Genomic DNA, 13,412 nt, shown 5'->3' on the forward strand with positions numbered 1-13,412 from the left:
CGCGCCACGGAGAGGCTAGCCTTGATATCGTTATCCGGCATATCGGGCTGGGTCGCGGATGTGGCTTGGCGCGGACAGGGACCGGCGACGCGCCACGCGCCAAACCTGCAGGCCCACGGCCCGGTCCTTCCCGACGAAGCGGTGCAACGCCGCGCGCCCTGCGCTCCGCCACGAGGGTGACCCGCGACAGAGCGTAAGGGCGCGAGATCAGCGCGCGGGAATCGAGCGGCGAACGACGGCGACGCCCTGCTCGCAGGCGCGAACCGCGCCCTCCACCCGGATCGACCGGGCCCCGTCGCAGGCCAGGCGCACCGCATAGGTCGGCTGCCCCTCGATGCTGGCCGCCACCTCCTGACCGGTCCTGGTCTTGACGACGAAGGCCTTCGACAGCGAGTCGAGCTCGACCCGGCCGTCGCGACGCAGATAGCTGCCGTCGGCGACGAACCACCGCCGTGGCTGCTGACCGCTTCCACCTTCGGGATAGGTCAGCGCCAGGATGTAGGCGTCGGTCTCCCAGCCGCCGAGATTGGCGTTGGCGTTGCGATGGCGAATGCGACCGTCGGCCAGGAGGTTGAAGTAGATCTCCGTCACCTGCCCCGCCTGATGCACCTTCACCAGCAGGTAGTCCTTGGTCTCGAAGCGCTCGATGCGCGGCGCCGCGCCCGGCCCATTGGGGGTGAGGGCCACGACATATTTCGTCCGATCCGTCACGGCCGGCGCCTGCAGGCGCAGATAGGGCTGGGCCTGGTCGGGCGCATGGTCCTTCAGACCGCTCCCCTGCGCCATCCGCATCAGCTCGGGGTAGTCGGTCGGCAGCCCGGCGTCGGGCAAGGTTTCGGGAAACAGCGGTCGCACGGCGACCTCCGCGTCGCCATTCTTGACCGTGATGGTCTGGCCCTGCCGCTTGGCCTCACCTTCGTAGTGGAGAAGCCATTCGAACTGCCCCGGCTTCCAACTCTTCAGGTCGTCGATGACCAGGATGACGTCGCCGATCCAGAGGAAGCTTCGGTACTTGCGCTCGAAAGTCTTGGCGTTCGGCCCCGTCGCGTCCGCCCAGACAAAACGCAGATCGCCGGCATCGACCAGATGGTCGACGCGCCCTGGGAAATGCGATCCGTCATAGGTGTTGCTCGACGGCTCGGCTTCCCCATCGACGGTCACCACGTTGTGGGCGACGCTTTGGCGGTAGTAGCCGTCGTATTCGGGGCGCGCATAGTTGGCGTTGCCGGAATCGATCAAGACCTGCTTGCCGCGATGCCACAGCACGAAACCACCGGCGTCGGCGTGGTTGTGGTTCCAGGTGAAACCCGAGCGCAGAGCCAGGAACGTCGCGTTGGGCTCCCAGGAGGAGCGCAAGGTCGCCGATCCAAGATCGCGATCGATCCAACTGGTCGGCAGGCCAGGCCCGTGGGCCGCGCTTGCCCAGGTCTTGGCCGAAGGCCATTGGACCATGTTCTCGAGCTCGCTCCACACGTCCTGGTCCTTGTTCGGACGAACGGTGTTGAGGTACCAGAGGTAGCGCGACTGCTGGTCGCCGGTGGCCCACAGGTTGGCGATGGCGCTGGCGCCGCTGGCCCAAGGATTGCCGTCTCCAAAATTCACCGACAGGGCGCCGGCGTCGGTCGGGTAGAGATTTTGGATGAAGTAGTCGGCGAGCTGAGTCAGGCGCGGCGTCTGCGCGGGTTTCTCCACGAAGGCGTCGATCCAGGCCCGCTTGAAGCGAAGATAGCCCTCGGCGGCGAAGTCGGCGTAGTTGATGCTTTCGACGAAGGCGCCGTTCCGCGCGAAATGTTGCGGCTTGGTCTCTATGGCGCTGCCGTCGTAGCCCGCCCATTCCGCCGCGGCCTCGTCGATACGCGAAATCCAGGCATTGGCCCTGGGCTCCTCCGTCTTGACGGCGATGGCCGCGACCCCCGCGCCGAAGACGATATGGCTGAACCAATTGTGACCCATGGTGTCCAGGCTGTGGATCCGCTTGGCGCCGTCGACCCAATCGTCGAGCGATGGCGTGATGGCGCCGTCGACCAAGGCCTTGGCCAACCGCCCGCGCTCGGCCGGCGTCAGGGCGTCGTAGATCGCGTCGAACGTCAGGCCGTAGACATAGGCGCTGGTTCCCATGCCAAGATCGGAGTTCCAAGCCGGGCTGCGCGCCAGGAGCGGCTTGTCGGTCACCCAGTTGGCGCGCGACGCGTAGACATCCAGGAGTCCCTTGGCCCGATCCGCGTAGCGCCGCTCGCCGGTCATGCGGTAGCTCAGCGCCAGCGACATCAGCGCGCCGTTGAGCTCCCGATCATTGGCCGGCTTGCGCGCGAGCGCCTCGTCGGCCTGGTCTCGGGCGCGCGTCCAGGCTGCCTTGGCGTTGGGATCGTCCGCTACACGCGCCCTGAACTGCGTGACGTGCTTGTCGCTGAAGGTCAGATAGGGATGACCTGTGCGGAGGGTCTGGGCCTGCGCCGCCCCGCACGAAAGCCCAACCGCCAGGACCAAGGCCGAGACACGCCATTTTGCGCCATTCGTCACTGTCTTCTCCCCAACACTCGTCTTCATTGCTCAAACTATCGAAAGCCCCTCCCCCGCCATCCGGACGGGGAAGCGCCGTCGCGCGCGCCTAGACCGCCGCCTCGAACAGGATCGCCTGACCGCCGCTGGGCTTGAGGTCGAGCTCCAGTGTCATGCTCCCATCGACCGTCTCTTCGCGGATCGTGACCGGCGTGCGCACGGGCCGCTCGCCGGCCTCGCCGTCGGCGAAGATGCTGGCCTTGCGCCGCCCTGCCCCCAGGAAGTCGAGCGGGACCGTCAGGCGCCGCGGCTGCTCGTTGGTCATCGCGCCCAGGAACCAGCGCGCGCCATGGCGGCGCGCGACGACCACGTACTCGCCGATCTTGCCGGCCAGCACCCGGGTCTCGTCCCAGGTGGTGGGACACTCGTCGAACCAGCGCAGGTCGGGCCAGGGCTTGCCGTCGTACTTTTCCGGCGCGTCGTACCAGTAGAGGAAGGTCAGCGGGTTGTAGTACACCGCCGCCATCGCCAGCTGATGGGCGTTCGTCGTCTGGTTTTTGTCGTTGGCGTAGCAGATCGTGTAGTCGATCGGACCGGCCACCGCGCGGGTGAACGGCAGGGTGACATTGTGGGTCGCGGTCGGGAATTGCTCGTTTCCGCGCACGCCTTCCAGCGCGACGTAGTTGGGTAGGGTTCGCTCAAGGCCGGCCGGCCTCAAGTTGTCGTGCAGGTTCACCAGCAGCCTGTGCTCGCCACAAGCCTTGACCAGGTCGTAGATGAAGTCGTTGTCGCTCTGGCGGCCCTCCCAGACGAAACCGAACTTGACGCCCGCCACGCCCCAGTCGCGATAGGCCGCCAGGATTTCGTCGCGTTGCCGCATCACCGGAACGCGGTCGACATACAGGATGACGCCGATGCCGCGCGATCGGGCTACGTCGATGACGCGCCGTATGTCCAGGCCGGCGATCGGCTTGGACGCGTCGCTCGGGTCGCTGCCGTCGCCGTACCAGTGCGCGTCGAACTCGATGAACTCGAGTTTGCGGCGCTCGGCGAAGTCGATGACCTTCAAGGCCCCCTCGGTCGAATAGGGCTTGCGGACTCGAACCGCCCGCCCCGGCTTCACCCAGCTGACATCGCCAAGGCGGTTCGGCGTGGCCAGGGTCGGAACGAGGTCCGCGCGCTCGAGGAGCGCGGCCTCGTTCGGCGCGACGATCAGCGCCCGCCAGGGCGTCGCGTGTCCGGGCGCCAGCTCGAAGGTCGGCTCCGCGGGCGTGTCGCCAGGTCCGGAGTAGCCGGTCGCGCGGCCAGGATAGCGCATCAGATGCAGGGCCAGGCCGCTCTTCGAGCCGGACGCCGAGCGCACCATCGCGCGCGGATAGTGAAGCCGGTCGGACTCGGCGATCAGCACCGCGGCCTGATCCAGGATCACCGTCACGGGCAGGTCCGCATAGGGCCCCTTGTCGGAGCTCCCGGTCAGGTCGGGATGAGGCGCGGGGTCGACGCCGGACGGGGCGGTGATCTGGTACTCGCCCTCGTCGCGGCTGACATAGAGCTTCGCGCCGTCGGGCAGCTCGAACCGGGTGGCTTCTCCGGCCAGGGTCAGCCGTGGCGTCTTGCCAGCGCTGCGCAGCACATAGCGCAAGGCGCAGCCATGATCATAGGCCCGGGCGACGATCGACACGACGGCGCCCGTCGCCGGATCGGCGATGTCGAGCGCGACCTCGCCGCTCGCCTGATCGTAGTGCTTGCGGATGCCGAACGGTGGGGACCATTGGCCCTTGATCGTCCTGGAGGCGGTTTTGACCAGCCGAGCGCCGGGGCCGATCGTACGGCCGTCCGAAAGTACCAAGCCCAGGGCGCTGGGCGTCAGAATGGACCGCCCGCGCCACTGAACGCTCCAGGTCGGGCCGTCGCTGTTCAACGCCAGCCGCACGCGCAGCGCGCCATCGGGCGACACCGCTTCGATCGTGGACCTGGCCGGCTTGGCCAGCGCCGCCAGGGGCGACAAGGTCGCGCCGGCCGCGAGCAGGACGCCGCGGCGATCGAGCGATGGATGCGACATGACTTCAACTCTCCTGGATGACGGAACACGCCAACGACCTGCGCCGTCCGGCCGCGCCCCGAGACAGCCGTCCCGCGGCCGGCCTCGACGCCGCGAACGGCAAGCAGTCCCATCTTCGTTTCCGCCCTTTTGATATCGATATCAAATTTCGTATTGCCGACCCTTGCAAGCCCGATCGGCGAGATTGACCGCCGAGACGTCCCGTTCAGACCAGAGACAGGTTGACCGCCAGACTTCGGCGAACGCCCGGACTTTTGAACGGGTAGACGCAGTGCAGCATCCACGACGGCCAAAGGTAGAACTCCCCGACCACGGGCTTGACGACGAACAGATTGCGCGCGCCCACGGCGCTGCGGCTGTCGATGAACTGGAGGCAGCCGACGGTGTTCTGTCGCGCCTTGTCCGCCTGGAATTCTTCCTCGTATCCCGGCGGAACGCGCAGGAAACCGACGCTGCTGAACAGGCACCCCTGATGGAAGTGGGCGGGGTTGTAGTCACCCGCGACCATGTCGTTGATCCAGCCTTCCTTGATCTGGACCTGGAGCTTCTTGTCCGCCAGTTCCTCGGTGCGCTCGTAGTCGCCATAATGCATGAGCGCGTTCTCACAGCGATAGGCGAAGGTTCGCGCGACGTCGTAGAGAAAATCCCTCGCCTCCGGCATCTGGTGGAGGATGTCGGTGACACGGATCTCGGTGGTGACGACCCCCGCCAGATGTTTGGACCAATCGCGCTGGGCGACCTCGTCCTGGCGCGCGACGATCTCGTCGACCCGTTGATTGAGACCCCTCACCATCGCCTCGGGCATGGTCGCCTTGATGATCGAGGGACTGAACGGCGCGACGATCCTCATATCGTAGTCGGTGGTCATCTTGTCTTCTCCGACCCAGCGCTCCTGTCGCGCCGAACCTACTGTACTGGCGTGTAGAGGACAGCCGTCTGACCCGGCTTCAGCGTCAGGGATCTGGTCGAAGGCTCCACAACGCGGCGTGTCACCAGGTCGATCCGTGTGCGGCTGGACGGCGGCAGATCGACGGTGAGGCTGGCCTTGGCCCCCGCGTTCATGGCGATCAGATACGGCCCGTAGGCGGCCTGGTAATAATAGCCTCGCCCCGCATAGGGGTTGTCCGCGCCGGGCCTGTAGCGCGCTTCGGGCGGCGCCTTGGCGACCGGCAAGATCTCGCCTTCCAGCGCCGCGGGCGCCTCGCCCGGATAGGCGATGATGGGAATGGCGCCGGCGGAAATGTGGGGGGTGGCCTGGCGCACGCAGGTCTGCCCGCTGGACGTGAAGTCGATCCGCGCAGCAATCGTGGCGATGCGGTCGGTCCGTGGCGTCTGGTAGTGGAAGCGCGCCAGGTTGTTCACGCCGCAATTGGCGCGCCAGTAGAGCGAGGCGTAGAGGACGTCCTCGCCATTCTTGAGCGCCACGACGCCGTCCTCGGGATCGGCGAACACGAAGTCGGGCTGCCCCGCCGTCATCGGCAACCGGGTCTTGGACCTGGGCCAGGCGCGAACCGCCTCCCACTCGTCATAGGCCTCCAGAAGACCGATGGTCGTGCGCTGCCCCTTGTCCTTGAGGCGCTCGCGCAGCACGGCGAAATACTGGTTGTCGTCGAGCATCTGACGGGCGATCGCCATCAACTGCGGATCGCGCGTGGCCACCGCGGTGTAGAACGGGGTGTTGTCCCAGCCCGATTTCTGCACGTAGGTTGTGGCCCCGGGATAGACCGGATCGCGCCAGCCGATCGGCGCTTCCAGCAGCATCGTGGGCGCGCCCTCCCCGTCCAAGGCGGGGTAGCGGAAATAGGTTCGCGCCTTGGCGAGCTTGAGCAGTTGGGCGCGCAGCGTCGGATCCCCCGCGTCGCCGGGCCCTCGCACCGTGGCCAAGTAGATGCCCGTCGCCCAGTCGAGGATTTCGCCATAGCTGCCGACGTAGCCAAGCTCCTTGGACAGGCCCTGATTGGTGAACAGCCGGTAGTCGTCACCGGACCTGAACCCGCCCGTATCCCGGGCGGAACTCGAATAGGTCGGCTTGCCGACGGCGTCGAGGCTCCCCGTCCAGGGCTTCAGGCCCATCGCCTCATAGAGGTACTGGCGCATCTGAGGCTCGGGGCGCGCCTTGGCGCTGCCGATCGCCCGCAGGCCCTCGTTGCTGTAGTAGATCGCCTGCAGGTCGATGATCATCGACTGGTTCGTATAGACCCGGCGATGGGCCAGGGCGTAGTCGAGGCCATAGTTCAGCATCGCCCCATAGGCTTCCCGACGGGAGATCGGCGCGCCGTTCGACGAGGCGATGGTCGCATCGAGCTCCTTCGATATTTCGGGAGCGAGCAGCCTCAGCGCCTTGCCAAACGGCCCCAGCACCTCCCAGTCGGGGTTGGTGCGGGAACTGTCGACATGCACCGACTTCGGATCGGCCTGGTACCTGGCGAAGAAGGCGTCGCCGCTTTGGATGATCTTCTGGGCCACCAGCGGGTTCCTGTAGGCCTTCGTCCAGGACAGCCCGTAGGCCCGGGCCAGGAATTGCGCCTCCAAGACCTGCACGGGTCCCGGCCGCGCCAACTGGCGTTCGACCTCGGCATTGACCCGCGCCTTGAGGTCGTCGAGCACCTCCGCGCCCACCGAGGGCCGCCTGCCCGCCGCGGCCGGCGCTTGCCCTGTGGGCTCGTCGGTCGCCAGGAACGGGGCGGCATGAACATAGAGGCCGTAGATCGGGCGCGAGGCCTGCGTCATCGGCTTCTGAAAGCCCTCGAACTGATTGGTGTAGACCGCGAACGGACCGCTGGCGCGGATAGCGCAGTCGAGCTGCGCGCGGCCCTTGGTCAGGGTCGTGGGCAGCGGGAAGGTGCGATAGGTGAAGCGGCCGGCGAAGGGCGGCGCCTGGGTCCCGATGTCGAGGATCTCGACATCGCCCAAATGACGGTAACCGACCTGCTTGCCGTCGCAGAACAGGGTGAGCTTGTTGTCGTTGACGTCCCCGCCCCAAAGCCGAATGGAGGCGTAGTTCTGGATCGTTGGATCGACGGTGAGCTTGAAGGTCAAATCACCGCTGAACCGCCCGTCGGGGCTCGCGGGCGTCAACCGCCGCGCGCTTGCGCCAAGCCCGCCCACGACGAGTTCCGAGGCTTTCGTGTCCACCGCGTGTTGGGCTTCGGAAGCGGCGTCCCCGAACACGATCTTGTCGATCAGCGGCGTGGCGGCCTGGGCGCGGGGCGCGACGAGGCCAAGCAAGGCGCCGGCGCCGATGATCAAACAGTATTTGGTCATGCTTCCCGCTCGTCCGTGGGCATTGGAATGCGGTCTATGAAAAGCGAGGGATCGGCCAGCCGATCCCTCGCTCGCGAAGGCCGATCAAGGCCCGGTGCTTGAGGCCTAGAAATCCTTCCGGATCGTCAGCCACACCGACCGCGGCGCGTTGCGCTTCAGCAGAAAGCCCGACTGGGGCAGTTGATCGACCACATCATAGATTTGAACATTGGCCGGGAGGTTGGTGCTGATCATCGGATCGTAGGCCGAGATGTATTGCGTATCGAGCACGTTCCGGACGTCCAGGGTGATCCGAGTGTCCTTCATGCCTTCGTACTGAACCGAGATGTCCAGATTGTCCTGTTCGGGCAAGTATCGATGATCCAGGGCATTGCTGTTGAGCTTGCGCTCGGACATCCAGCGATGACGAACGTTGAAGCGGAAATCCTTCCACCGATAGGAAACGGTGTTGCTGAGCGTCCACTTCGGAGAACGGCTCAAGATCCCCGAGTCGATGCGAAGCACATCGTCATCGACCCCTTGGCCGTTCGCGCCGGTGTTGAGCCAATTATAGGCCGCCGTCGTCTTGCCGTTCAGATAGGTCACCGACGGGAACCATTCGAGGTCCCGCGTGATCTTCCACTTGGCCCACGCCTCGACGCCGCGCGTGAAGTAGGTGTTGAAGTTCTCCGGCAGGAGGTAGGTCGAGACGTTGTCCTTGTCGGTCGCCACCGGATAGTCGTTCACGGCGAAGTTCTGGTAGAAATACGTGATCTGGCCGTTGAATTTGGGGTCACCGAACGTATAGGCGACCTCGTGGCCCGTCACCGAAGCCGTCGGGCCGAGCGGGCGCACGAGCGTCGCCGCCGTCGAATATCGCTGGACGATACCCATCGCGGGTTGCTTGGCGTCGGTGTATCTGTAGTAAATCTTGTGCCTTGCGTTGAAATTGTAGCCCGCGGAAACACTGAAGTTCAGATTGGCGACATCCTTGTCGGCTTCAATGACCTTCGATGGTGTCTTCACCATGTATACGTTGTCGTACACGGTCAGCGGATTACCATCCAACCCGCCATTGGTCAGGGATGCGGCGCCGGAATTACGCGTATCCCACGTCTCGGAATAGGTCTTGGCGTGGAAGTACTGGTACTTGATGCTTCCGTTGAAATCCCAGTGCTTACCCGGCGACCAGTTGGCCCCGAAATAGGGTGAGGCCTCCAGGATTTTCGCCCGTTGCGACACCGTGGTGAACAGGCCGCTCCCATAGGAGCCCCAGCCACCGGAATCGGTCAGTTGATAGGTCGTCCCCGTGTTGGTGACGTAGCGGACGTTCAGATTTTCGACTTGACCGTCGGCCCACGCGGACACCCCCAAGCCGTTCGCCCAGTTGTCGTTGACCTCGTCAGCCTTGGCCGCATACAGGCCGAAATTGAGGCTGTAGGAATCTCCATAGTAATTCGCCGTGAAGTTGCCCATGAAATCGGTCGATTCACGGTAGTTGTCTTCCGCCCGCGTCAGGAGCACCAGATCCTGAGAGGCGCCCGCGACGGGAACCACGCCGGAATTGAAGGTCCCGTTCGCGCTTGGAATGGTGGCGGTGACCAGGCCGCCCCGCATATCGATGTCGCGGTTGGGCAGACTGTTGCCCACGACGCACAGACTGTTGGTCTGCCAGGTGGTCGCCGTGACCCGCGGACAGGCCGCGCCGGTGCGGTAGTTCGTTCCCAGCTGGGAGCCGGCGACGTTGTTGGCGACCCGCGCGACCAGCGCGCCGGTCGAATTGTAGAGTTCGTAGTATCCGGGCGTGCGGTCGAGGTTGTTGATGTTCAGACCGAAACGCTCGCGCGTCGCCGCCGCCGAACCCAGTGAATTGAGACCCTGAGGCTTGTAGGATTGGCCTCGATAGGTGGATTTCTGGATACGAAGCGCACCCTTGTAGCTCCAGGCGCCGTTCGTCTGGTGGTTCCAGTTCAGCCAGACCGCGTCCTGCTTGTACCGATAGCCGTCCGACGGGTCGAGCTCGTGGCTGCCGGACTTGAAATAGTTCGGAACGGTCTGCCCGCCACCGTTCATGAACAGGTTCACGTCACGGCCAAAGCCCGGGATTTCCTCGGGGTTCTGGTAGCCATAGGACGGCTGCTGGAAGGTCGTCAGTTCGGCGTTCGTGTCGTCCAGGTGCTTGAGGACCACATTGAAACTGCCGGAACCACTATCGTTCTGATACGCCTTGTACAGGTTCACCTTGAACTGGCCGCCGTGGTTCAGGTCCCAACCGGGATTCACCTGCCCATTGGACCTGCGATAGAAACCGCTGAGGCCGACGCCGAAGTCACCCGCATCGTTGAGCCAGCCATAGGCTCCGTCGACCTGCTTCCACGAGAGGTGCAGGTCTTCACCCTCGAAGCCGATACGGGTTTGAATGGCCGCCCTCGGTCGAATCTTGCCTGTGAGATAGTTGAAGGTGGAGCCCACGGAAGTGGTCACGCCAGTCGCCGATGAGCCGCCGCGGACCGACTCGACCCGGCTGGTCGAAATGTCCGCGCGGTAGAAGTAACCGTCCTGGAAGCCGCCGAACTTGAACGGCACGACCGGCAGCCCGTCTTCCAGAATGGTCGTCCAGAAATAGCCCGAGGTGTTGGCGCCCGTGCCGATGGTCATGCCGCGCGTGAAGACCTCGTTGCGCGCCACGCCGTCGTTGGATTCGACCACCACGCCAGGCATATCGCGCAGCATGTCATCGGCGCTGATCGGCGTGAATTTCGACATGTCGTCTTCGGACAGCACCGAATAGGACACGTTCGCCTTCTTGGCCGCGGTGCCGGCCATGACGCCGGTGACGATGACCTCGTCGACCGCCGTGGCCTCGCCCTGGGCCGGCGCCGGCTTTTCGGCGGAAGCCTTCGGCGCCGTCGGCTGGGCGTGCGCCGTCGTCACCGACAGAGCGCTCGCGCCGGCCGCCAGGGCCAGGACCAACTGAGAAACTTGCGTGGCGCGACGCGAGCCGCGCTGAGGGTTGTGCCCACCCATCTTTTCCTCCCCTTCGGAACTTTGTCCGACCTTGCCTAGCGCCGTAATCGGCGCTCGGATCGCCGACCGCGTTGTCGAAAATCGAAGGCGCCGAAGCACCTTGATCGGCATTCTTGTTATCGATACCAGTGGACTTCACAAACTGTCAACGGTTTTCCAGCGCATGATAAAACCAGGACTTATTGTGCCTTCTCGTCCGGATTTTCGGGGCATCGCACGCCACATCCTGCGATGTGACGGATCTACTGAGCAATAGATGCATTTCTATCACCACTCATCCGAAATATAATGCACATTTCTATTCAATATAGTCAGTTTTGAGATAATTATATCTCTATGCGTAATTTTATACTTCAATATAAATGGAAATCGGATCGAATATGAACGTCACAGACGGTCAGCAATCGCATTCAGGCGCCTCGGATTCGTTGCGGTCCAGCTAGGCCAATTGTCACGCCTGCCTGGGGCCGACGGCCCAGTGCTGCAGCAGGGCGGCGGTGAAGGCCTCGGGCCACTCAAGATTGGATACGTGGCCGCAGTCGGCGAGGCGCTGGACCCGGGCCTTGGGCAGCAAATCCGTGATGGCCAGGTTCGCCATCTCACGATCCCCTCGCAGGATCAGAACCGGCGCGACAGGCCGCGCGCGCGACAACAGAGCGGGCGCGTCGCGCCCCAGCAGCAGACGCGGCTCGACATGGAGCGGCTGCCAGGCCCGCCATTCATCGATCATCTTCCACAGCGGCATGCGAATCTGGTCGCGCCGGCTGCCTGCGCTCGCAAGGAGGCCTTCGAACCATTGCCGCTTGAAGGCAATGACGCCCTTTTCCCTCAGGGCGGCGATCTCCGCGCGCCGCCGCGCGATGTCCGCCTCGGTCCAGGGCTGGCTTGGACCTGGCGTGTCGAACAGGTCGCCGCCGGCCATGGTCGCGGTGAGGACGCGCCCGGGATGGAGCGCCAGAAAGTCGGTGACCACGAAGCCGCCGAGCGACAGACCCACGAGGTGCGCCCTCCCGACCCCCATGGCGTCCATGACCGACACCAGGTCGTCGGCGTGACGGAACGCACGCCCTTCGACGGGATCGGCCGACCGGCCATAGCCGCGTAGATCGTATCGGATGACCCTGTGCGTGGCGCTCAGGGCGTGGAACTGGGGATCCCACTGCGTGCGGTCAAAGCTGTGGCCGTGCAGGAAGACCACCGGGTCCCCGTGTCCGGCCTCTTCGCAATAGAGATCGCCGACACGCCGGCGCCGTACATTGGGCGAAGCCGCGTCCTGAACCGCGTCGCGCGCCATTGGCGCATAGAGGGTCGAGCCCAGGAAGGTGCTGTAGCCCAGCGCCTTGGCGCGCTCGAGATTGGCCTTGGCCAGAACCACGCCCCAAAGGTCGGTCGCGCGATCGCTCCAGACATAGCTCCCCGCCCAGCCCGGTGAGGACAGCAGCGTGGCCCGCCCCGTGACGGCGACCTCCTCGCGCCATTGGCCGAGGCCGTACACGTCGGATCGGCGATCGGCGCGCGCGGCCTCGACGTACTCCATGGACTCGAGCCGCGCGCCCTTGACCTGGTCGCCCTCCATTTCGAGGATCGAGGCGGGGCTCAGGATTCCGCGCCCCTCGAACAGCCCCCCGCCCGAGATCATTATCAGGAACCGGGCATAGTCGCGCGTCGTCGTGAACAGGCTGCCGCCGAGCATCGGGTTGAACCCCGGTTCGCGGGAAACCGGCGAATAGCCACTGCGCCCCATGCCAAGGGGTTTTGCGATCCTGGACTGAAAGATGGCGTCGAACGGGCGGCCCGCGGCGATCTCGGCCATCCGCCCGGCCACTTGCATCGCCAGCCCGCCATATTGAAAGCGCGCGCCGGGCGGAGAGTTCGGCGGCAGGTCCACGATGTGCCGAACCGCCTCCTCGAGCGTCGGGTAGTCGTCGCGTCGGCGGTCGGCCGGCTGATAGTCGGGATAGCCGGCCGTGTGAGACAGCAACTGCCGCAGGGTCGCGTCGCCCTTGGCGTCGCTCAGTTGAGGCAGGTATTTGCGCGCTGGATCGTCCCAGCCGAGCAGGCCCTGGTCGACGACGGCGGCGATGGTCGCGGCGGCCGTCCATTTGCCGCACGAGGCTACATGCAGGACCCGTTCGGGCTCGCCGTCACCGAAATAGGCCTCGTGGAGAACAGTTTCGCGGCGGCCGATGATCAGCCCCATGCCGTCGAAGAGCCCGGCGGCGACGCGGTCGCTTAGACGCTGATCGATCGGCGCGAAATCGGGCGAGACCGGCTTCCCGGTCTCCGCCCCCCGAGCCGATCGCGCCGCCAGGAGGCCCGGGAGAGCGGCCAGGCCCACAACGCAATGCCGCCGGAGGACGCCAGGCGCGATAGCGAAACGTCGCATCTCGGTTCAGCCGCCTCCCGTTCGCGGGGCATGATCGGCCCCACCCAATTGATATCGATATCATTCACAGGTTCGACGTTTCGCCGTCAAGTCCCCGGAGCACACCACGCCAAATGACGCCCTCGGCGACCGCGATGCTTCAGAACCCGAGCGCTCAGCGGGCCAACCAGCCGCCATCCACGGGCAAGGTGATGC

The 13,412-nt window shown here is 65.1% G+C and carries 6 protein-coding genes; all 6 read right to left on the reverse strand.

Annotation, left to right across the window (positions count from 1 at the left end):
- Positions 1 to 207: 207 nt before the first annotated feature.
- Positions 208 to 2,520 (reverse strand): heparinase II/III domain-containing protein, encoded by a 2,313-nt coding sequence (locus tag PMI01_RS01945; RefSeq protein ID WP_007662294.1) that lies wholly within the window; start codon positions 2,518 to 2,520, stop codon positions 208 to 210.
- 88 nt (positions 2,521 to 2,608) lie between these two features.
- On the reverse strand, positions 2,609 to 4,561 hold the full coding sequence (locus tag PMI01_RS01950) for a glycoside hydrolase family 97 protein (protein WP_007662296.1): 1,953 nt from the start codon (positions 4,559 to 4,561) through the stop codon (positions 2,609 to 2,611).
- A gap of 205 nt (positions 4,562 to 4,766) precedes the next feature.
- The gene (locus PMI01_RS01955; RefSeq protein ID WP_007662297.1) at positions 4,767 to 5,429 is read right to left on the reverse strand and encodes a putative 2OG-Fe(II) oxygenase; all 663 of its coding nucleotides are present in this window, start codon (positions 5,427 to 5,429) and stop codon (positions 4,767 to 4,769) included.
- Between the two features lie 38 nt (positions 5,430 to 5,467).
- On the reverse strand, positions 5,468 to 7,825 hold the full coding sequence (locus tag PMI01_RS01960) for a hypothetical protein (RefSeq protein ID WP_007662300.1): 2,358 nt from the start codon (positions 7,823 to 7,825) through the stop codon (positions 5,468 to 5,470).
- A gap of 105 nt (positions 7,826 to 7,930) precedes the next feature.
- A complete protein-coding gene (locus tag PMI01_RS01965) occupies positions 7,931 to 10,942 on the reverse strand; it encodes a TonB-dependent receptor plug domain-containing protein (RefSeq protein ID WP_081497618.1) in 3,012 nt (1,003 codons plus the stop codon).
- Between the two features lie 340 nt (positions 10,943 to 11,282).
- A complete protein-coding gene (locus PMI01_RS01970) occupies positions 11,283 to 13,217 on the reverse strand; it encodes an alpha/beta fold hydrolase (protein ID WP_007662303.1) in 1,935 nt (644 codons plus the stop codon).
- Positions 13,218 to 13,412 lie beyond the last annotated feature (195 nt).

Origin of the sequence: Caulobacter sp. AP07, from assembly GCF_000281955.1 — a bacterium.
In the GTDB taxonomy this organism is placed as follows: Bacteria; Pseudomonadota; Alphaproteobacteria; order Caulobacterales; family Caulobacteraceae; genus Caulobacter.

What these genes read in the sequence shown, in the direction of transcription:
- PMI01_RS01950 (WP_007662296.1), bottom strand. Translation starts at nt 4,561, where the DNA reads ATGTCGCATCCATCGCTCGATCGCCGCGGCGTCCTGCTCGCGGCCGGC.
- PMI01_RS01955 (WP_007662297.1), bottom strand. Translation starts at nt 5,429, where the DNA reads ATGACCACCGACTACGATATGAGGATCGTCGCGCCGTTCAGTCCCTCG.
- PMI01_RS01960 (WP_007662300.1), bottom strand. Translation starts at nt 7,825, where the DNA reads ATGACCAAATACTGTTTGATCATCGGCGCCGGCGCCTTGCTTGGCCTC.
- PMI01_RS01965 (WP_081497618.1), bottom strand. Translation starts at nt 10,942, where the DNA reads ATGCCGATCAAGGTGCTTCGGCGCCTTCGATTTTCGACAACGCGGTCG.
- PMI01_RS01970 (WP_007662303.1), bottom strand. Translation starts at nt 13,217, where the DNA reads ATGCGACGTTTCGCTATCGCGCCTGGCGTCCTCCGGCGGCATTGCGTT.